This is a genomic window from Candidatus Zixiibacteriota bacterium (genome assembly GCA_035380245.1).
GTDB lineage: Bacteria > Zixibacteria > MSB-5A5 > GN15 > FEB-12 > DAOSXA01.
Genome location: DAOSXA010000001.1, coordinates 1,278,756 through 1,299,759, shown reverse-complemented (window position 1 = coordinate 1,299,759; position 21,004 = coordinate 1,278,756). Strand labels below are relative to the sequence as shown.

General features: G+C 53.6%; 16 protein-coding genes. 6 read left to right on the top strand and 10 right to left on the bottom strand.

The window, feature by feature from the left end; genetic code table 11:
* Positions 1 to 424 precede the first annotated feature (424 nt).
* Positions 425 to 1,441, top strand: coding sequence for a hypothetical protein (locus PLF13_04945; GenBank protein HOP06622.1), 1,017 nt, complete (start codon positions 425 to 427; stop codon positions 1,439 to 1,441).
* Here the strand turns inward: PLF13_04945 and PLF13_04940 are convergent.
* From PLF13_04940 to PLF13_04910, 7 genes are all read right to left on the bottom strand, one after another.
* Positions 1,407 to 3,410 (bottom strand): hypothetical protein, encoded by a 2,004-nt coding sequence (locus PLF13_04940; GenBank protein ID HOP06621.1) that lies wholly within the window; start codon positions 3,408 to 3,410, stop codon positions 1,407 to 1,409. The genes PLF13_04945 and PLF13_04940 overlap by 35 nt on opposite strands.
* On the bottom strand, positions 3,407 to 5,251 hold the full coding sequence (locus PLF13_04935) for a transglutaminase-like domain-containing protein (protein HOP06620.1): 1,845 nt from the start codon (positions 5,249 to 5,251) through the stop codon (positions 3,407 to 3,409). The genes PLF13_04940 and PLF13_04935 overlap by 4 nt, the downstream gene beginning before the upstream one ends.
* A gap of 260 nt (positions 5,252 to 5,511) precedes the next feature.
* On the bottom strand, positions 5,512 to 7,182 hold the full coding sequence (locus tag PLF13_04930; protein HOP06619.1) for an FAD-binding protein: 1,671 nt from the start codon (positions 7,180 to 7,182) through the stop codon (positions 5,512 to 5,514).
* Between the two features lie 33 nt (positions 7,183 to 7,215).
* A complete protein-coding gene (locus PLF13_04925) occupies positions 7,216 to 7,968 on the bottom strand; it encodes a 4Fe-4S dicluster domain-containing protein (GenBank protein HOP06618.1) in 753 nt (250 codons plus the stop codon).
* 49 nt (positions 7,969 to 8,017) lie between these two features.
* Entirely contained in the window at positions 8,018 to 8,899 is an 882-nt protein-coding gene (locus PLF13_04920) for a CoB--CoM heterodisulfide reductase iron-sulfur subunit B family protein (protein HOP06617.1), read from the bottom strand.
* Between the two features lie 7 nt (positions 8,900 to 8,906).
* Positions 8,907 to 9,314 (bottom strand): 4Fe-4S dicluster domain-containing protein, encoded by a 408-nt coding sequence (locus PLF13_04915; GenBank protein ID HOP06616.1) that lies wholly within the window; start codon positions 9,312 to 9,314, stop codon positions 8,907 to 8,909.
* Between the two features lie 675 nt (positions 9,315 to 9,989).
* Entirely contained in the window at positions 9,990 to 10,460 is a 471-nt protein-coding gene (locus PLF13_04910) for a transposase (protein HOP06615.1), read from the bottom strand.
* Positions 10,461 to 11,186: 726 nt separating this feature from the next.
* Between PLF13_04910 and gmd the strand changes: the two genes are divergently transcribed.
* From gmd to PLF13_04895, 3 genes are read left to right on the top strand one after another with little or no spacing between them, the layout of a single operon-like run.
* Positions 11,187 to 12,182, top strand: coding sequence for a GDP-mannose 4,6-dehydratase (gene gmd, locus PLF13_04905; GenBank protein ID HOP06614.1), 996 nt, complete (start codon positions 11,187 to 11,189; stop codon positions 12,180 to 12,182).
* Entirely contained in the window at positions 12,152 to 13,135 is a 984-nt protein-coding gene (locus tag PLF13_04900) for a GDP-mannose 4,6-dehydratase (protein ID HOP06613.1), read from the top strand. Before gmd ends, PLF13_04900 begins: the two co-directional genes overlap by 31 nt.
* Before the next feature lie 18 nt (positions 13,136 to 13,153).
* Entirely contained in the window at positions 13,154 to 14,500 is a 1,347-nt protein-coding gene (locus PLF13_04895) for a nucleotide sugar dehydrogenase (GenBank protein HOP06612.1), read from the top strand.
* 734 nt (positions 14,501 to 15,234) lie between these two features.
* Here the strand turns inward: PLF13_04895 and PLF13_04890 are convergent.
* Both PLF13_04890 and PLF13_04885 read right to left on the bottom strand, forming a co-directional pair.
* Positions 15,235 to 16,005 (bottom strand): hypothetical protein, encoded by a 771-nt coding sequence (locus PLF13_04890; GenBank protein HOP06611.1) that lies wholly within the window; start codon positions 16,003 to 16,005, stop codon positions 15,235 to 15,237.
* Positions 16,006 to 16,180: 175 nt separating this feature from the next.
* A complete protein-coding gene (locus tag PLF13_04885) occupies positions 16,181 to 16,717 on the bottom strand; it encodes a transposase (protein ID HOP06610.1) in 537 nt (178 codons plus the stop codon).
* Between the two features lie 242 nt (positions 16,718 to 16,959).
* On the opposite strand from PLF13_04885, the gene PLF13_04880 reads away from it, so the two are divergent.
* Together PLF13_04880 and PLF13_04875 are read left to right on the top strand one after the other, a co-directional pair.
* Entirely contained in the window at positions 16,960 to 18,918 is a 1,959-nt protein-coding gene (locus tag PLF13_04880; protein ID HOP06609.1) for a HEAT repeat domain-containing protein, read from the top strand.
* Positions 18,915 to 20,354 carry an HD domain-containing protein gene (locus tag PLF13_04875; protein ID HOP06608.1) on the top strand — a complete coding sequence of 480 codons (1,440 nt, stop codon included), beginning with the start codon at positions 18,915 to 18,917 and terminating at the stop codon, positions 20,352 to 20,354. The genes PLF13_04880 and PLF13_04875 overlap by 4 nt, the downstream gene beginning before the upstream one ends.
* Here the strand turns inward: PLF13_04875 and PLF13_04870 are convergent.
* Positions 20,351 to 21,001: a DUF5683 domain-containing protein gene (locus PLF13_04870; GenBank protein ID HOP06607.1), complete on the bottom strand. Its 651-nt coding sequence runs from the start codon at positions 20,999 to 21,001 to the stop codon at positions 20,351 to 20,353. The genes PLF13_04875 and PLF13_04870 overlap by 4 nt on opposite strands.
* Positions 21,002 to 21,004 lie beyond the last annotated feature (3 nt).

Sequence of the window (21,004 nt, the reverse complement as noted above, 5' to 3'; positions counted from 1 at the left end):
TGTAATTCAACGGAATCCTTCGTCAATTTTAATCTGTTCAACTTTTGGGCACACAAATTGTTTATTACATAAGTGCAACCGGCGGTTTGCCTGCCACTTTCAAAAAAGCGTGACCTTAAACGCATGGCGTAAAAAAAGAAATCTTGTGGCAGGACCCGCAATGAGGGGGATTTTTCGCTGGTCTAGGAGGGCCCATCTCACAAACCCTGTTCCGACAGGGATGAAGCCCAAAGGGGCAGCAAGCATGGACTCGGTGGTGATCGTGCTCACATCGCCGGGTCCACTTCTTTTATATCACTCCCGTTATCGCTTGTCTTCAGTCACCGATTTAATGTTGCCCGTTGTAATCATATCGCTTTAGCTTGCCCATCAGGTGAACCACTTACGGTCGCTTATTATCTGTATTTGTGGAGAGAAAAAGATCGTGCGCTTAAAAGTCACACCGATTATCGTTTTATTCGTTACCGCAATCACTCTGACCGGCCCCGCTTGCATCCGCGAGAAAACCTCCGACCGTATCGACAGTCCCGGTCCTTATCTGGCTCAGCCGCTTCCCGGAGAATTGCCGGAGCTTTTCGCCAGGGATAAAGTCAGTACACAGTTTGATGAGCGCGATGCCTGTTTCAGCGCTGACGGACTCGAATTCTACTACACCCTGATGGGACCGGAGCGACCGGCAATCCTATGTATAACTCTTGACGATGAGCGCTGGACGCGTCCACGGGTAGCGGCTTTCTCGGGACGGTATCCCGATCTCGAACCGGCTTTTTCGCCCGATGGATCGAGGCTCTATTTCGCCTCAAAACGGCCGATGACCGGACAACAGCCCCCAAACTGGGATATCTGGTACACCACTCGCTCCGATTCCGGCTGGAATCAACCGATCAACATTGATGCCCCGATCAACAGCGGGGGTGATGAATTTTATCCCTCACTCGCCGCCAACGGTAATCTTTATTTCACGGCTGAACGTCCCGAAGGACTCGGCAAGGAAGATATCTATCGCGCTCGGATGATCGACGGGCTCTGGTCCGCTCCGGAGAACCTGGGAGCGAGCATCAACAGTGAAGGCTGGGAGTTCAACGCCTTCGTGGCTCCCGATGAAAGCTATCTGATTTACACGGCAGTAGGACGCGATGACGATCTGGGAAACGGCGACCTCTATATAAGTTTCGCCGACAGCAGCGGCACCTTCGGTCCGGCCGTCAACATGGGACCGACCGTGAATTCCACCAGTCTCGACTACTGCCCTTACGTGACACCGGACGGTCGCTTCCTGTTTTTCACGAGTCGACGTTTATCTCCGATGGCTGACGATTCCACTCGCCTCAGCTACGATGATATTTTACAGTCACTGCGAACGGCCGAGAACGGCCGCGGCAATATCTACTGGATGAGTACCGCGATCATTGATTCGCTTCGTCCGCGCCAGGTCCGCTAAGTCGCGAAAACACAATCGTCGGGACATTCAACTCGGAGCCCTCTCCGATCAGTTTCACCAACTCCGGATAGCTTTCCTTAGGCTGTTGAGTGGGAGTGAGTACGAGGCGCTGGTCAATTGTCAACAGCCCGGTGTCGGCGACATAAGTCGCTTGTGAATTACCGAAAGCGTTGGAGTAGTCGAAATTTTCGAAAGTCGTGCTAAGCGTCCAGTCCGAGGGAAAATGCAGCCGGACTTTTTTGACATGATCCTGCTCATAGCGAACCAGCACCGGATTTTTTCGATCGCCCTCTTCGACTCGGTATGCAGAAAGAGAGATCGGTGACAATAATCCGCTGGTTTGGAAAATAACTTCTTCCGGAGTCACCATGCAGACGTTGTCCAATCGATAGCCGGTTACGAATATCAACGGAAGCGTATCATTGTCAACGTTGGTCAGTTCAAATTCAAGATCGTTTACTTCCCCGCCGGTATAAGTAAGAATATCGCGAATCATATCCTCGTACTCGGCTTCCTGGAGATCATTGATACCCTCACGAAAGGCATAGGCAAAAGTGCCGCGCATTGTTTTGGTTTCTTTGACCTCAACTGAGCCGCCGGCCTCAATTGTCACATCGTACTCTTCCTCGAACAGGTCCTCAGAGACATCTCTGATTGGCATAACGGTGAAATGTACTATGTCTTCCGACATTACAATGGCCGTTTGTCCGCGATATTCACCCGGGATGAATTCAATCGGCATATCCTCAATCCACGGGAACGTCACGTAGACTTTATCCTCGATCTGAACGTACATTGCCGGAGTGTAGAACTGGCTGTAATTGACATAAGAACGATCGCAATAACCATCGTCGCTCGAATGAATTACTACCCATTGCGGATCCAAACCGAGGTGGCGAGCCAGAAAGAAAGCCAGGCCGGTCAGATCGAATGAGTTACCGGAATGCTCGGCAATTACTTTCTTATAAACGCCCTCGTGATAAGCCCAGGAACCGGCAAAGCCTTCCTGCACATACTGAACGACAGCTCGCAACCTGTCTACCGGTGATTCATATATCGCGGCGAGAGAATCTCCTATCACTCCTATCGCCTGGAGGTCGGATGAACTCGGTTTCAGATACTCTTTACGAGCAGCTTCAAAACATTCCGCCCAGGTCATACGCAGATTGAGCTGGGTTAGCTCCATGCTCAGATCAACCACCATCATTTGGAGATAGGTTGCCAGCTCACGGTAAGATGGAGAATAAGCTTCTTCGGTCACAGCCTCGATATCGGTAGCCCGATAGTTGATCACCTGCATGTGATGTTCAGAATCTCTGATGATTTCTACGGGAGGAAGTTCGTTATCGTTTATCTTCTTCAACTGCAACTCCCACCAATCGGGGCAACTGAAATTAACGACAAGCTCATTGCAGGGGATCGGGAACTCAAGCGGGATATCCCATTGCAGCGGGGGAGCGGTCTTGGAAACACGGGAACTGTACTCAAAAACAGCGTCTACAATGGTACCCGGCTGCACATCCGGAAAAACCAAACGATAGACTTCACCATCCGGGGTTTTCTCTTTTTTAAAATCCTTTAAGCCGTAGAGCCGGGAGATACCTTCCGGTGAAGTGACTCGAGCATAGTAAGCGCTTGGCTTGTTGTAGAATTCGCTATAGGTGTAATAAGTTACCTCCGGGTCGATAATCATATATCGTTCATGAATAAGCTCAACATACTGCCAGGAACTGCCCTGGGCACCAAACAGGGCGCCTCCGAAAGAGAGGGACTTGGATCCGGAATGTTCGATTGACTGCTCATAGCTCAACATCACCGCGGCATATTCACGGTATTCCTCAAGCATCGATTGCACCGCTTGTAAACCAAGATTCACCTCCGGCGGCACGGTGATATAGGTATTACGAGGGGCGCTGATACAACCTACAACGGTGAGCATTAAAGCTAAAAGCAGAATAACTTTCTTCATTCCTGAAGTCCTTCCCTTTTCAAGGTAATCATATCCGATCGGGAGGTTGCCTGGCGAGCATTAACCTCGAGCACCATCCGGCGGTCGTCTCCTTCCAGAACCTTTCGGGCCACAATCACCGAATATGAACATTTAACGACACCCTTTTCCGGGCTGAAAACACGGAGAGAAGAATAGGCGGATTTGGGATTGCCGGTCTCTTCGAACAGACTATCCGTGATTAAACTGTCGCCGTGTAAGGTCAGCTCGAAATCAAGCGACAGGCGTTCTGCCAAACATATCGGCCAGGAATCATTTTCACGTTCACTCATTTCACTGGTGTTCCAATTCATTACCGATTTCGGCAAATATGAATACCGCATCCCGTTCACTATAAACCTGCTCATATCGAGATGAGCGGTGTAGTCGAGCGAACAGGAGTCCTCACCAACCGGTTGAAAATCACTGAATATCATTTGCTGAAAATAACCGGATACCGAAGACGACAGCAACTGCTCCATATCGGTTGCGTTCAAATGCCCTCGCTCATACTGCATTTCATTAGCGACGGCATTATTCAATCGGACTTGGGCGCCGGCATTGTCGAGCGAATCGATATTCACCTCGGTCGTAACAACAATCCCCGGAAGCGCCTCAGGTTGCTCCAGCCGGACCAGTTCGGGTTCGAATGGATCGAAGATCAAAGCGTAATGGTCAATAATCTCCTCGGGAATAAAACCGAACGTTACATGTTCGGCGGTCGGGTCACAGAAAAGCCAATGCTCGCCTTGTCGATAGGCACAGATAACATGGTTGAAATCATTGCCGGTGGGAACATCGAACAGTTGGTAAGGTTCGGCCGTTACCACCGCGGCATAAAGGTCGATACCCTGTCGGCGAGCAAAAGCCGACATCAGAAATGCCCGATCTTTGCAATCACCATAACGTCGTTCGTACACAACCTCCGGCTTATGGGGAACAATACCGCCTTTGGGGTCGTCCACCTCATAGATATAGCGGATATTATCCGCAATCCATCGATTGATTGCCGCCAGCTTCGGCACCGGGTCGGTCAAACCGGCGAGTTCGTCAACCGGTAAATCTTTGTATGAATCCGGGAATACCGGTTGAAGCGGCGTAAGTTCTCCGTACCATTTCACGAACTCGGCCACGGATGCCGGTGTGACGTGTTCCTCCCCGCGTGTAATGTTAACCTTGATACTCCCGTGAGAATCATCGATACAGAGGTATGGTTCCGGTTTGTGGTAATCCACATCCCGCAGTATCAACCTCGTTTCCTTTTCAGAATCATGACTGATAATCACCGGGATCGAATCATGCGTGAAATAGAAATCGAAACCGATCGCGACATCCCTGGGATGCTGGAACACCAATTCCAGTTCCTTGAGACGGTTAATATTGCTGATAGAAATTTCCGGGAAATCGGCGATATCGGCATACTCCGTCTTATATTCGATCTTTGCCTCGGCTCCCTGTTCGATATAGCGATCAAAATCGATTTCAATAATCCGGGAGAACGAATTAAAAGTGCTGTATCCCGAGGCCTGGCTTATCACGAATTCATTCTTGTCAATTACCTTGTCTCCGACCCAGGCTTTGACATCTTTCACCCGGGATAGAGCATTGTCATGGATATAAAACTGAGTCGATGATACCGATCGGGCCGAGAGGTATTTTTTAGTTCTCAACGTATTCGAGGTGAGCTTGTAACTCTTCCCCTTGGGCTTAATCGTAAAAACGATTTTTTCAGAATAGTCTACGTCAGGCTCAAGTTCGACCGACCATACGGAACCGATTGACAGAAACGCTGCCACACAGGTGAGAAATCTAAGAATATTCAACAAAAGCCCTTCCCATCATACCTCTTGATCCTGAAAATGCGACGCACACGACTCGAAGTCAAGACAAAGCCGACTGATAAACAGCATTATCCGTCATAGCATTAGCTATATCAAAAAGACTTTGACGAACCGACTGTGTTTAAACTATACCTCCCTATTCCCTTGCAAAAGAAAACCGCCGAGCCCAAGAACTCGGCGGTCGAAATGTAGATACAAGGGCAGGTCTCGGCGAGACCTGCCGCTTAACCGACAGTAGAATACTACCGGAGCGTACCGACGTAGTGCGTCGTCAACTGACGGTTGCGTACGCGCGGATCGGTGTAATCTGGAAGGATCATCGGAGCCACGCGGTCTTCGGCCGTACCGGCCGCGTCGACTTCCTGATTGTACTTGACCACATGGTCGAGCGAGAGCTTGCCGTCTTTGGCATCGGTCTTGACATATTTGCCCGCCGCCTCACCGGCAATGCGGCCGTAGACCATGATGTCAAGCAGCGAGTTGCCCATCAGGCGGTTCTCACCGTGCGTACCGCCGCCGACCTCACCGCCCAGGAACAGACCGGGCACACAAGTCGAGCCGTCCGGCTTGAACTCGAGGCCGCCGTTCTGGTAGTGCAGCGTCGGATAGATAAGCATCGGTTCCCTGGCGATATCGATCCCGAAGCGCTTATAAAGAATGAACTTGCCCGGGAACTCGCGTTCGACCGTACCCTCACCGGAGAGCATATCGATCATCGGCGAATCGAGCCAGATGCCGAGCTTGCCGGTCGGAGTAGGAATACCCATACCGCGTGATACACACTCACGAATGATCGAGGATGCCTCCACATCGCGCGGCTCGCGCTCGTTGACGAACTGGTTCCCCTCGATATTGACCAGATTGGCGCCGCTGCCACGGAACTTCTCGGTAATCAGGATGCCCTCGGCTTGTTCCGGGAACACGATCCCGGTCGGGTGGTACTGCACGGTGTGCAGGAAACAGACCGGAACACCGGCCCGATAACCCATGACGATACCGTCGGCGGTCGCACCGTAATGGTTGGTCGTCATGAATCCCTGAATGTGAAGCCGTCCGCAGCCGCCGGTGGCCATTACCACCGCCTTGGCTTTGACAACCATGTACTCTTCGGTCTCGAGATTATACAGCACCGCTCCGGCCGCCTGGCCGTGCTCGTTGAGGATCAACTCAACGGCGGGTGAAAATTCGACCACCTGAATATCTTTAACGCGGTTGCGGCATTCATCGCGAATCGTACGCATCATTTCGGCGCCGGTGATATCGGCCGCGAAATGCATGCGCTTGCGGGAAGTACCGCCGCCGTGGATGGTCTTGAGCGTGCCGTCGGGATATTTCGAGAAATTACAACCGAGCCCCTCCAGCCATTGGATCACACTCGGAGCTTTATTGCAAAGCGTCTCGACCAGATCCGGGACATTCTTGAAATGCCCGCCGCCCATGACGTCGAGGTAATGATAGTACGGGGAATCCTTGTAACCTTTGGTCGCGGCCTGAATTCCACCCTCGGCCATCATGGTGTTGGCGTCGCCGTGACGCAGTTTGGTAGCGATAATAACCTTCGCTCCCTGCTCCTGAGCCAGCAGCGCTGCGGCAGTGCCGGCACCGCCGCCGCCGATCACGAGGATATCGGTCTCGTAATCGATTTTGGACAGGTCGACCAGGGACGGATCGACACGGCTCTTCGCTTCGAGCAGGTTGCACATTTCATGGGCGATGCGGTAGCCCTTGTTGGGACCGACCGATAATTCGCGGCGGCCTTCTTCTTTGACATCGGGATGGAACTGCAGGATATCCGTGCGCTCATCGAGCGACATAAACGGAACTTCCTGATTGTTCTTTTTGCGCTCCACCCGTTCCGCGCGTGTGCTTTCAACAACTTTGATCAGTTGTTTTAGTTCTTCCGGGTATGGCATCGATAACCTCTATCTTCAGCAATAATAATCGGTTTATAGGCCTTTGTTGCTCTGCGGCGTCCAGTCGTCGCCGGCCGTGGCCGGTTCCAGTTCGCGCTCGGTGTAGGTCTTTTTGAGCGTTTCCACGTCCATCGCCTTGAGCTCCTGAAGTACCTTGACATAACGACCGGCCTCGATATTGGCCACCATCGTCTGCAAATGCTCCGCCTTCGGCGTGAGGTAAGCGCCGTTGATTCGACGAACCAACTGCGCGATATGATACTGCGGCAGCTCGCCCATACAGCGGCTGGCGCAGAGGCCGCACTGGATGCAGTCGAATGAGATTTCAGCCGCCGCTTTGAGATCACCACGCTTGATCGCTGCGATATAGTCCATCACCTCGACATCCATAGGGCAAACTTTGGTGCAGGCGTTGCAGGCCACACAGCGGAACACCTCGGGATACAGAGCGTGGACTTCTTCGGCCTCACCGTGCAATTCGGAGAAATCGTAAGTAGCCCGGATGGCGGGATAAAACGGCAGTTGGGTCAGATACATGTTCGGCTCGACTACCGTCTGGCAGGCCAGGCCGGTGTATATCTTGTAGTCACCCGGTTTGCGGTAGACCGTGGCGCAGGCGCCGCAGATGCCGCCGCGACAGCCGCAGCCGCGAATGTACTTGTACCCGGCGTACTCGATCGCCTTCATGATCGTCAACTCCGCGGGCACTTCGTATTTCTTCCCCATAATGTAGACGGGGATCATTTTGATCTCGACCGCGGGTTTTTCATCGGTTACGGTACTCATTGTCACCTCTATCGAATCTATTCACATAAACATTCTTGCTAACTTACGCTCAGGCTGAAATCAGGTTGTTGGCCTGAAGCAACTTGAGCGAACTCTCGCGGTTCAGATCGAAATCGCATTCTTCGGCGCCGATTCCGAGGGCTATCGCCAGAAGCTGGGAGACGTAATAAATCGGCATCTCGGGCATGTTCTCGAATTTCGATTTCATCTGATCCTGCCGCTTACCGAGGTTGTAGTCGCACAGCGGACAGGCCAGAGCCATGGCGTTGGCGCCGTGATCGACGGCGTCGGTGATAATGCCGTGCGATACATCGAGCGCCGCTTCCGGATTACCGAGCACCTGGTAAGTGCCGCAGCAGGTGGTGGCGGACGGGAACTCGATCACTTCGGCCCCGAGCGTTTCCATGAGTTTCTGAAACAACTCCGGCTGGTCGGGCTTATCCAGCGCCACTTCACGCGGACGGAGCAACGTGCAGCCGTAATACGGAGCCACTTTGATACCCTTGAGCGGCTTGACGACCTTTTCCGCGAGTTTTTCGAAACCGTAGTCATCGCGGATATAGTCCAGCAGGTGGACCACTTTAACCTCACCGAAATAGTCCGGCTCTTCGTCCATGAAGCGGTTGATCGTGTCCCTCTTTTCCTCGTCGTTTTTCATCAGGTCGTTGGCTCGGGCGAGGGTGTTATAGCACATCGCACAAAGCGTCAGGACCGTTTCGGCTCCCTGCTGTTGAGCGCGTACGAGGTCGCGAACCGGGGCGACGATATGAATCAGGTCGTCGTCGGCCAGCGAGTAAACCGCTCCGCAGCAGTTCCAGCGAGGCAGTTCCTCTACCTCGATACCGAGAACTTTGAAACTGGCCAGGGCGGCTTTTTCGAGATTACGAGCTTTCGTTTTGAGCGTACATCCGGGGTAATATGCAATCTTCATGGTCACCTCACGACGTCAGTTTGCGGAATCCGGAGACCATGGCGATCTGCGGCAGGTCGATAATCTCTTCCGGCTGCAGATTGGAGGGCTCGATCTCGTTGACGTTTTGGCGCAGCTTGAGCAGGCGGATCGCTTCCATTACCTTGGGGATATCGATCCCGCGCGGGCAGCGAACCATGCAGGCATGGCAGGAGGCACAGACCCAGGGGGTGTTGGCCTCAGCCAGCCCCTCGATATGCCCGAGTTGTGCGAGGGCCATGAGCTTGCGCGGGAAACAATTGATGTGGGCAATCATCGGGCAGGAGCCGGAGCAAGTGCCGCACTGATAACACTTGCCGATATCCTGGCCGGAAATTTCCACAATCTTTTTTCGAAGCGCTTCGCTGGTGGTGCGTTGTGAAATGTTTAACGGCATCAGTACCTCGTATATCTGAAACAATTCGTTATGAGCTTGTCGGGCAGCGGCTTAGCGAGTGAGGGCCGGTTATGGTCATTGGCCATTATGGGTCCACGTTCGACACTGCGCAACCGCCTCTCAGAATCATGCATAGTGAACTTTTTCACAATACTTAACCGGTGAATATAAGATAAAACAGCCTGATTCGCAACCGCCTCAAACTGATTTGGGGGTATTTTTTTAGGGTTTTTTGAAAACGGGCCGGGACGCCTTCGCATCACAGGCCGGGGTCACCGAGGTCTTGGCCATCGAAGAGCAACTCTGACCGGGCGGGATCACAGGGATCCCACCCTACGGAGATTAACGGAAACATCGTAGGCCGGGAGCCCTGTGGTCCCGGCCTTGAGGCGATACATTTGCATTGCATTATTACTCGTCAGACGCATGCTACTTCTGCCAGAACTCATAACGAAGAGCAACTCTGACCGGGCGGGATCACGGGGATCCCACCCTACGGAGATTAACAGAAACATCGTAGGCCGGGAGCCCTGTGGTCCCGGCCTTGGGGAAGCGAATTCACTTCTCATAATCTCACACCCAGGAATGCTCCTGTTTTGTCATAGCGTTCCCAAAAAGAAGATTGTCCAAACCGGGCGGGATCACGCCCTACGGACGGTTCGGGATTTAGCCATATTATTGCGCTCCCCAATCTTCCTGATAATGCCCGGATTCGAGAAACGCCTTTGCTGATGAATGCTCCCAATCGAACGGACTCTTACACAAGCCATGCTTAACCGGATTGCGGTTGATATAATTTATCCGTTGTTCAAGATCATGCTGATCTCGTACCATGTGATCCCAATACCGGTCTTGCCAGATCTTCCCCTTCCGTAGATCGTGTTTTCTTCGGTAACGTTGTCCGAACGAAAGTTTGATGCAGTGAACGATGTCAGGGATGTTGGCATGATCTGAGGATATAATTGCATGCAGATGATTGGGAAGAATTGCCCATGCGATTACAGTGAATTCAAGACGCGTTCGTGCTACGGCAATAGCCTCATGGAGCAATTCGACATTATCAACGAGTACAGGTAAGCGTTCATGAGTAACGAGGGTTATAAAACACGGATAGCCGTCTACGAAATGTCGTTTTAGCCTTGTCATAATTCTATTTCCAGCATGGGAAAGTAGAAAATTTCGTAGGCCGGGAGCCCTGTGGTCCCGGCCTTGAGGAAGCGAATTCACTTCTCATAATCTCACACCCAGGAATGCTCCAGTTTTATCATAGCGTTCCCAACAAGAAGATTGTACAAACCGGGCGGGATCGCAGGGATCCCACCCTACGGAGATTAACAGAAACATCGTAGGCCGGGAGCCCTGTGGTCCCGGCCTTGGGGAAGCGAATTCACTCCTCATAATCTCACACCCAGGAATGCTCCAGTTTTATCATAGCGTTCCCAACAAGAAGATTGTACAAACCGGGCGGGATCGCAGGGATCCCACCCTACGAGACTCCATCAATCTCAAGTCACCCATCAATGATATCAGTTGGATGATAGAACTCCCCTCCCCCACCTGCCCTCCCGCATCGTGATTGACCGGAACGGTCCAATGGGATAGGTGTAATTATCCAAGAATATAGAATCTCCCGGGCGGACTGTCAATTAGGCGGAAATCACATTCTATACTGCCGCAGGATGGTTCCATAAACCGGTCTCATCGAAATGACAAGACAACCACCACAACTGTCCAAACCGGGATCGCGGGGGATCCCCTTTTGTTTATGTTTGACCCGCTATGTGGGCGGGTCTATATTGCCGCCGTTGAGGGGCGGTGCGTAATGAACCACCGCACCCGGGATCGACCGAACCTCACGGAAGAGAGGATGTCATGCGTGCATTAATCACCGGCATTACCGGTCAGGATGGATCGTACCTGGCCGAGTTCCTGCTCGATAAAGGCTATGAGGTTGTCGGCATGGTCCGTCGCGCCTCGAACGAGTCGTTCGACCGCATCAATCACATCCGCAGTCGCATCGAGTTAGCCCAGGCCGATCTGCTCGATCAACTTTCGTTGATTACCATCCTCGAAGAATACAAACCGGACGAGGTCTACAATCTCGCGGCGCAGTCATTCGTCCCCACTTCCTGGCAACAACCGGTACTGACCGCCGAGTTCAACTCGATCGGCGCCACCAGACTGCTCGAGGCGATCCGCCTGGTTAACCGCAAAACCCGTTTCTACCAGGCCTCCTCATCCGAAATGTTCGGTCGTGTGCGAGAAACACCGCAGAACGAAAACACACCGTTTTATCCCCGCTCGCCGTACGGCGTCTCCAAAGTCTACGGCCATTTTATCACGGTCAACTATCGCGAAAGCTACGGCATCCCGGCCAGTAGCGGCATCCTGTTCAACCATGAATCACCCCGCCGCGGACTGGAGTTCGTGACGCGCAAGATCACCGACGGTGTCGCCCGAATCAAACTCGGCCTGACCGAGAACCTCGCCCTCGGTAACCTCGACGCCCAACGCGACTGGGGCTACGCCGGTGATTATGTCAAGGCGATGTGGCTGATGCTTCAGCACAACCCGGCCGAGGATTTCGTTATCTCCACCGGCCGGACGCATTCGGTCAAACAGTTCGTCGAAGCCGCTTTTGGCCGGGTCGATCTGGACTATCACGACTACGTTGTTACCGATCCGAGATTCGTGCGCCCGGCCGAAGTCGACCTGCTGCTGGGTGATGCCTCCAAGGCCCGCACCGTCCTCGGCTGGGAGCCGGAAGTGTCATTCAAAGAGCTGGTAGAAATGATGGTCGATGCCGACCTGGAACGTCTTGCGAAAACTCCGTCCTTATGTCACGATCTCGTCCAATCGGATTCATAACCGGCATTGCCGGTTTTGCCGGATCACACCTGGCCGAACTCCTCCTGAGTAAGGGCTTCCGCGTTTACGGCGGACTCCACCCCCGCGAACGGCTGGACAATATCGCCCATCTCAAGTCCGACCTGGAACTGCTGCGGTTTGATATCCAAAACACCGAACGTTGCGAGCGGGCAATCGACCGAATCAGGCCGGATTATATCTGGCATCTGGCCGCGATGGCTTCGGTCTGGCGTTCGTTCGAGACCGAACAACAGGTCTACCGGGTAAATTTCGAGGGAACTCTCAACCTGCTCCAGGCGGCCAAACGTGACCGGCGCCTGAAAACGTTCGTGTTCGTCTCCTCGGCCGACTGTTACGGAATTTTCAAACCGAAAAGCCTGACTCTGACCGAAGAGCAACCGCTCAATCCGATTTCTCCTTATGCCCTGTCGAAAGCGCTGGCGGAACAGGCTTGTCGTTTTTACCATACCCGCTATGATTTGCCGGTGGTGATTGCTCGCTCTTTTGCCCATTGCGGGCCGCGCCAGTCGGCTGATTTCGTAGTGGCGGCGTTTGCGCGGCAGGTGGCGTTGATCGAGGCAGATCGGCAGCAACCGGTCATCCGGGTGGGCAACCTGTCACCGAGACGTGATATGTCCGATGTCCGCGATATTGTGGACGGTTATCGCCGTTTGGCGCTCAAGGGCCGACCGGGACGAGTTTATCAGCTCTGTTCCGGTAAGGCCGTTAAAATAGAATCGATTTTGAAACAGCTCTTGAATCTCTCTCAACGTTCTATTAAAGTCAGGATTGATCGGGAACGATTCCGCCCGGTAGACGTACCAGTTCAACGAGGAAACAACGAACGAGCGGTTCAAGAAGTTGGTTTTGTTAGTCGATATACCCTTAAGACAACGCTCAAAGACACGCTGGACTACTGGCGTGACCAGGTCCGCGGAAAGCATACCGGGTAACCGGCAGGAGAGGCAATCATGGCCAGGAAACCAAAGACAGAAAAAACACCCACTAAATACAACGAACTGATCAAGCGGATCAGGGACCGCAACGCCCGAGTCGGCGTAGTCGGCCTCGGTTATGTTGGTCTGCCTTTGTCGGTAGAGTTGGCCAAGGTCGGGTTCAAAGTCACCGGCTACGACATTTCCGCCGCCAAGGTCAAGCTGCTCATGAGCGGCAAGTCCGATATCGACGATATCTCCGACGGGGTCGTCAAGGAGATAGTCGACTCCGGCCGGTTCGTCGCTACCAGTGATCCCAAGCAGTTCGCCGACATGGACACGATCTCGATTTGCGTCCCGACGCCTCTTTCCAAAACCAAGGATCCGGACGTAAGTTACATTCTGGCGGCCGTGGAGTCGATCAAGCAGTATATCAAGAAGGGCACTCTGGTAGTGCTCGAATCGACCACTTACCCCGGCACGACCGAGGACTTGATTCTGCCGTTGCTGGCCGAGGGCGGCATGAAGGTCGGTGAGGATTTCTTCCTGGCTTTCTCGCCGGAGCGTGTCGATCCCGGCAACGTCAAATACACGACCAAGAACACCCCGCGAGTCGTCGGCGGAATTACTCCCTCCTGTACTAAAGTGGCTAAAGTTTTTTACGAGCAGACAATCCCGAACATCTACGCCGTCTCATCGACTCAGGCGGCAGAAATGGTCAAACTACTGGAAAATACGTTTCGATCTGTCAATATCGGCCTGGTGAACGAAGTCGCCCTGATGTGTGACCGGCTTGGGCTGGATGTCTGGGAGATTATCAACGCCGCGGCCACCAAGCCGTTCGGCTTTATGCCCTTCTACCCCGGTCCCGGTCTGGGGGGGCATTGTATTCCGATCGATCCGCATTACCTTTCCTGGAAGCTCAAGTCGTTGAATTATTATGCCCGCTTTATCGAGCTGGCCGGCGATATTAACAGTCACATGCCGGAATGGGTGGTGGAACGGGTCAGCCGCATGCTCAACGAGCGCTTTGCCCGCTCTATTAACAAGTCGACCATCGTGGTGCTGGGTGTCGCCTACAAACCGGACATCAAGGACACCCGTGAATCTCCGGCGCTCGATGTGATCAAACTGCTGGCTGACAAGGGAGCCAGGATCCAATATAACGATCCCTACGTCCATACCATCGACTGGAATCATACCAAACACACCTCCAGGCCGTTGACCGAAGCAATGATGAAGAAGGCTGATCTGACGGTTATCCTGACCAATCACAGCAGCTATGATTATCAATGGGTGGTGGATCATTCCAAGGCGGTGTTCGATGCCCGCAACGCCACGCGAAAAGTCAAGCGTGGCCGTCAGAAGATAGAACTTCTGTAGGGATCAAACAGACTGCAACAAAGCCCGCCGGCAACCCACCGGCGGGCTTTTTCGCTTTGGCGGTATAGACTTGTTTAACCTCATCCTTCGGCGCAGGTAAAAGGGTGGCCCGGGGCTACGGAGGTTCTTGTGGGCGGCAGACGTCTGCCCCGGCTTCTGCTTCGTTGCGCCAACATGTGTGGTCGGGTGTCTCTGCCTTTGATTAGTCTGGTGCGGTTACTTCCCTGGTCCGGTGGCCCACTCGTCCACAGGTGGAAGTATGTGGCTATGGGAAACGGTTCCGCCAATATCCGGTGGTCCATCCGTTCAGAAGTAAGGGACTCCGAAGAATCGCAGGCCGGGATCCCCGCGATCCCGGCCGATTCCTGAAAGGTTGAATTCGACGGGTGGCATGGCTCAATCGTCGGAAAGCGGAGCCTTACGGGTTTATTGAAAAACCACAATCGCGGCGGAGACAAGCCCCGCCGCTACGCGCTAAAGAATCCTAACCTCGCGTATCGGGCGGCCTTGTGGCGCCCGCATTATGGATATAGTTTGCAGAATATCTGCGCATATGTATTTTCCAACTATCCCAGCGCCTCGGGCCACCCATACCCGGACCAAACGGCGATCCCGTGTCTCATTTCACCTCCCCGATTCAACCTGACCCTTTGAATACAGACGCAAGACAACGCCCGATCGTCATAGATCAAGTTTACAGCAACCGAAAAGCAGAACAACGCCCCCTATGTAACCTACTCGTCAGAACTGTCTTTGGTCACGATGGTGCTGTCCTGCCCACCATAGAAGAACCCGAGTAGCCCTCGGCCCGTCGTCGCATCAACCACGATTCTTTTGTCTGTCCGAAACGGTGGCGAGATGCGGCCTATCGGCGGCATTCCCAGCATACAAATTACCCAGGCCGGTCGAGCATCCAACGTATCGAGGGAATACACAACGTACCAAGCCTCAACCTTGCGGGCCTCAAGCGGATAGAACCTATCCTGGCCTAAGGCTTGTATCAGAGACAGAGCCGGTGCTTGGTCCGGGACACCGAGAAATGCTTCCTTGAACATTGTCATCTGCGCCCTAACACTAGACGAATCTACACTCATAGCAGAGGCGTTCTTACAATCGGAGCGGACCAACTCTGCTTTAAGAAACGCCCCTGTCGCCGAATCAATATAGACCGTTGCGTTCTTTGGGAACTCAGGATTCGGAGAGTTCAGATTGAAGAGTAATCCCTCCATCTCGACTCTCCAGACAGCTCCGCCGCCCGAGATCACGGTGGTGCCGATCAACGAAGAGTCGCTGTACAAAACGCTCGAAACTCGTTCTTCAGACACCGCGAGCCCGGGCGACTGCTTCAGGTTAATCCCGGTAACAGACTTGGCTCTTTCAATTGCTTGTTGTCTGGAATCGATGCTTTCCTTTGAAGCATCTGATACGAGGCTGTCCGCCGCTATGGAACATGCGAACAACAGTAGTATCGTCAGGACATGTCGGATATTTCTGAGTTTTCTCATCTCCCATTTCCCCTTTGATCAGAAATCGCACTATTATCAAGATATGCACCTTTGTTGGACTGTTCAAGCGGATACTCATCCCAAATCAGCAGATCCGCACCACCAGCGTCGAACCAAATTCCCCACTCGTCCGGTCGGGTGGCCCGGGGCTTGCCCCGGGTTTCCAGTGGGATTTTCAACATAGGCCGAAGTCATCAATCTCCAACTCCACTCCGTCCAATCCATGATACCAGCGGTAACTCGACCAGGGCCACGCTCCCGGTTCTGTTGCTAAGCCGCGTTTCACGGGGTTGTTGTGACAATAACGAATCTTCTCTCGAACCGTCTCGGGCGATCGGCAATTGTGATCGTAACATCGCGCCTGCCAGAAGCGATAAGAAGTCCCCGATTTGCCCTCTATCTTGAGGGCCTCGGGGATACCCCGTCCCCGAGACCTCCATCTTTCCAGGATGCGTCGGGCGGAATGCGACTTCAACTCCCCCACAAAACGACCGATCTCGACCGTGTCTTCCGGCACCAGCACCAAGTGCACGTGCTCGGGCATTATGTCATACCCGACCAACTGAATCAATCGTTCTCGACACCGCGAGCCGATGATATCAAGCAACAGTCGAATGTCTTCCGGGCGGGTTAACAAACGATAGCGGTGGTAGCAGCAGAAGGTCACGAACCTCGCTGTACCGAGATGATCATAGTGTCGCAGTCGCGGCATCTTTCACCTGTCTGCGTTCTGGAAACCCGAGGCAAGCCTCGGGCCACACATACCCGGACCAAACGGCGATCCCGTGTCTCATTTCACGTCCCCAATGCAACCTGACCCTTTGAATACAGACGTAAGATACCACCCGATCGTCGTAGATCAAGTGTTTCAATTGCCCCCCCTCTCCCCAAAAACCCTTAAGCAGGCCTGTTTTTCTGCCGATCTATAGATGAAGAGGAGTTTTGAGTGCAGATATGAGCGAAGACGCCCAGAAAAAAGCTCGACTCAAAGAGATCGGGTTCATCCTCAAAGACCTGCTGAAGGTGATTAAGGTCGTCTCGACCTATCCCGAGGACAATCCCCTGCCGCAGTCGTTGAAACAATCGTTCTCCGAGCGGCTGGTAGCGGTGGTGGAAACATTCGGCGATCTCGAATTCGATATCGACCGCGATGTCGTCCGCTATCAGGGGGAGATCATGTTCGAGGATCGCGGCAAGGAAGAACGCCTCGCCGGGATGTTTTTCGAGGCCGGCCTGACCACGATTGTCTTCCGCGACGGTCTGGATGTTGACGAAGTCTACAAGCTCCTCGCGGCCGTTAAAACCTACATGAACAGTCCGGGGCGGGAGCTGGACCTGCCGACCATGCTCTGGGAGGCGGAGCTCTCGCGTTTCGGTTTTCAGACGGTCGAGGATGTCGCCCTGGCCGACTACGACGACGGCTTCCAGATTCAGGAGTATCTCAAGGAGAAAAAACAGCGTCGTCAGGCCGAAGCCGTATTCGGTTTCGAACAGGCGGACAGCTACGACGCCATTTTCAGCCACGACGGCTCAGCCGAATACGACAGCGGTCTCGAACATGGCGAAATAACTTTCGATGACTCCTCCCCCACGCCCAACGTCGCCGGACAGATGTCCGGTCGAGGCGTACCGGCAGGATCGGCCGTGGCGACCTTCGCCGCTCCAATTAGCGATTACGAAGTAGTCGATGACTCCTCGGCGGCGGCCCGGTTCCTCAACGACCTGGCCGAGACGATGGGCGCCGAGGAAAAACCCGCGGCCAAAACAACTGCCGGTTCCGAACCGGATACGCGACTGATCCTGAACAAGGAATACCGTGCCAGCGAAGAGGACGAGGCCACAATCCGCGAGTTGCTCAACGAGGACGCCGAGTTCGACGAGTATGAATCGACCCTCGAAATCGTCAAGGAAATGCTCCTCCAGGAAGCGGAGATGAACGATTTCTACGAGTCGGTCACGATCGCCGAAAAAGTCCTCACCGAGTTTATCGGTCGGGCTCGTCTGATAGAAGCCGGCCAACTGCTGATCTACATGCAGGACCTCGAAAACCAGCTCCGCAACGATCGCGGACTGTGGGCCGAACGCCTCAAGGATGCCGTCACCACCGCCGGAAGTCGTGATCGCCTGATGATTCTGGCCAATTCTCTCAACAATCACCAACAGGTCGGCGTAGCCGAGATCAAGAGATATCTCGATTGCTTCGGCTGGGAATCACTGGGCAATATCACCGATCTGCTCGGTGAGTTCGAGCACAGCGTACATCGTGAAGCGCTTAAGGATTACTTGACCGCACGCGGCAGCAACAATCTCGAAATAATATCCAGGGGAATTTTCGACAAGCGCCACAATGTGGTTTGCAACGCCGTCTCGATCCTGGGACGCATTCAGGATCGCAAAGCGCTCAAGTATCTCGAACGGGTGCTTCACCATGATGCTCTGGAAGTACGCCGGGAACTGGTCAACGCCCTGATTACCTCACCGCACGAGGAGGCTTTAGAACTCCTGCGACAGTTGGTCGATGACCCCGATGCGCAAATTCGCCGTGAGGCAGTCCAGGCCATCGTCAAACGTCGCGGAACGGCGGCGTTCGAGGTAATCAGTGAAATCATCAACGACGACCAGTTCCCTGCCCTGAATCCGGACGAACAACAAATGCTGCTTAACGCTTTCTCGGTTCTCGGTTCCGATGCCGCGGTGGGATATCTGATGCAGTTGATCAAGAAATATAATCTCTTCCGCGACTCCGGACTGGCTTTCTATCGCGAAGCGGCTTTCGAGGCTCTCTGCCACAACCCCGGTGACCGGGCGCAAAAAACATTGATCAAACTGGGCGGCAGTTGGCGTCCCGACATCCGTCGCCGGGCCGCGGCTGCGATTCAGCACCGGCGTGAAATCGTATTCGGGAGTGAATGATGGACAGCGCCACTCAACAACTGGAACGGATCGTCGGCGGCAAGTTGGAAACCGACCTGCTTAACAGCTTTTTCGTTCTCTATAAAAATGCCCGTATCCTGGAACCGAACAATCCTACTTTCAAACGCCAGGCGGAGACTTTCCATAAACACCTGGGTGTGCTGTTGAAGCAATCCGGTGAAGTGAGTCTCAAGGTCATCAACGGCCGCTATTTCGTCGACGAGAAAATGGTGCGGTTCGATGACCAGGGCCTCTCCGGCGCAGCCGCCGTCATAGCGGAATGGGACAAAGTCGGACTTGGCGGGATCGAGTTCCTTGAAGAGATCGGGATCGACAAAATCGAGCTGTTGTTCAAGTTCCTTTCGATGATTCGTCCCGATCGCGACAATGTCGAAGAACTATCCGAGCGTCTCAAACAGACCGACATCCCCGGCATCAATTTACTAACGGCCAGGATGCTGGCCGGAAATGATTCGATGCAGGAAGTCCGCATGCAGTTCCGGTCGGCGGCTCGTAAGACGTTTTTCCACGCCATCGATGTCGTCCAGGAAGCGGTTTCACGCACCAACGAAGACCGCGAGGTGAACGTCTCCAAAACCAAGCGGGTGGTGCATTCCCTGATCGACCATATCGTCAAAGACGAAGCCTCGATGCTGGAGCTGACTGCAATCAAAAATTTCGACGACTACACTTACGCCCATTCGACCAATGTTTGCGTCTATTCACTGACGCTCGGGATACGGCTCGGGATGGATCGCCCACGACTCTCTCAGCTCGGTTTCTCGGCCTTGTTTCACGATATCGGCAAGGTCAAACTGCCGCAGGACCTGGTCAAGAAACCGGAGTCGTTCAATGAAGACGACTGGATACAAATGCAGCGCCATCCGCTGCTCGGGACTAAAACCATCCTGCGCAACATGAAACTGGATACCCACACCGCCCGTGCAGCGCGCGGCGCCTTCGAGCATCATATTACCAACGAGTTTCAGGGTTATCCGGTGCTTCGTTATCGGAAACGCCGCCTGAATCTGTTTTCACGCATCATTGCCATCGCCGACACCTTTGATGCCCTCTCCTCGGGACGAGTTTATCTCAAGGGAGACGGCTCCCCGGACGAAGCGCTGCGTAAAATGCATTTCCAGATGAAAAACAAATTCGATCCGTTCCTGCTCAAGATTTTCACCAACGTCGTCGGTGTTTACCCGGCCGGTTCGCTGGTCCTGCTCAGCAGTGACGAGATCGCTCTGGTTTTGACCACCAATGAGGCGGACCGCTCACGACCTTACGTCAAAATTGTCGGCGACCGCGACGGCCTGCGCGATGCGGCAGTCTGGGCGGACTTATCACAACCGCAATACCGCGATCGTAAAATCCTCCGTTATATCGATCCTGAGAATTACGGGCTGGATATCAAGCAGTTCGTGTTGCGCGACTAAAACTGCCAGGTCAGGCGGGCGCTGATCCCACCCTCCATATCGGGCTCAACCTCGAACGAGAGCGCCTTTTCATCGGCCTCTGTCGGAAAACCCGCGAGGTGCGCATCGACATAAGCGTCGAATGTGGCCAGGAAAGTAACGATCACGGCAAACCAGGTGGCTTTGTTGCGTCGCGTACGGCGGTTGTCGTAATCGGCGTAATAAACATTGCGCTCATCGATCGAGTCGGCCGCTTGGTAAAGATCGTAAAAATCTCTGGCTTCTTTACGATAGTTAACCGCTCGCACGATAAACAAGGCATCAAGGCCGGCATAAAGCGCCGCTTTGAAATAGCGCTTATTGCCAAGCTGACCCCAACCGGGAACCACCATCGATTTAAGCAGGGCGGTCATTGGTTTCTGCGGCAGATGTTGTTCCAGATCAACCGAATCGGTTACATCCAAATAACCCAGCAGCGCCGTTCCCGGCAGATACATCGTGGTATCCTTGAGAATTTCCGGGACAACGACACTGTCCTCCGGTTCCGGAACAACCTGGACCGTATCCTCCGGTATAGGAACGGAGTCAAGTGGTTCCTCATCGGCCGCGATAACCGCCGTAACACCGAATAAAAGAAATACACAGATCAGCCGGAAAATTGTGCGCACGAC

What these genes read in the sequence shown, in the direction of transcription:
- PLF13_04920 (HOP06617.1), bottom strand. Translation starts at nt 8,899, where the DNA reads ATGAAGATTGCATATTACCCCGGATGTACGCTCAAAACGAAAGCTCGT.
- gmd (HOP06614.1), top strand. Translation starts at nt 11,187, where the DNA reads ATGCGTGCATTAATCACCGGCATTACCGGTCAGGATGGATCGTACCTG.
- PLF13_04890 (HOP06611.1), bottom strand. Translation starts at nt 16,005, where the DNA reads ATGAGAAAACTCAGAAATATCCGACATGTCCTGACGATACTACTGTTG.
- PLF13_04875 (HOP06608.1), top strand. Translation starts at nt 18,915, where the DNA reads ATGATGGACAGCGCCACTCAACAACTGGAACGGATCGTCGGCGGCAAG.
- PLF13_04895 (HOP06612.1), top strand. Translation starts at nt 13,154, where the DNA reads ATGGCCAGGAAACCAAAGACAGAAAAAACACCCACTAAATACAACGAA.
- PLF13_04915 (HOP06616.1), bottom strand. Translation starts at nt 9,314, where the DNA reads ATGCCGTTAAACATTTCACAACGCACCACCAGCGAAGCGCTTCGAAAA.
- PLF13_04910 (HOP06615.1), bottom strand. Translation starts at nt 10,460, where the DNA reads ATGACAAGGCTAAAACGACATTTCGTAGACGGCTATCCGTGTTTTATA.
- PLF13_04885 (HOP06610.1), bottom strand. Translation starts at nt 16,717, where the DNA reads ATGCCGCGACTGCGACACTATGATCATCTCGGTACAGCGAGGTTCGTG.
- PLF13_04940 (HOP06621.1), bottom strand. Translation starts at nt 3,410, where the DNA reads ATGAAGAAAGTTATTCTGCTTTTAGCTTTAATGCTCACCGTTGTAGGT.
- PLF13_04900 (HOP06613.1), top strand. Translation starts at nt 12,152, where the DNA reads ATGTCACGATCTCGTCCAATCGGATTCATAACCGGCATTGCCGGTTTT.
- PLF13_04925 (HOP06618.1), bottom strand. Translation starts at nt 7,968, where the DNA reads ATGAGTACCGTAACCGATGAAAAACCCGCGGTCGAGATCAAAATGATC.
- PLF13_04880 (HOP06609.1), top strand. Translation starts at nt 16,960, where the DNA reads ATGAGCGAAGACGCCCAGAAAAAAGCTCGACTCAAAGAGATCGGGTTC.
- PLF13_04930 (HOP06619.1), bottom strand. Translation starts at nt 7,182, where the DNA reads ATGCCATACCCGGAAGAACTAAAACAACTGATCAAAGTTGTTGAAAGC.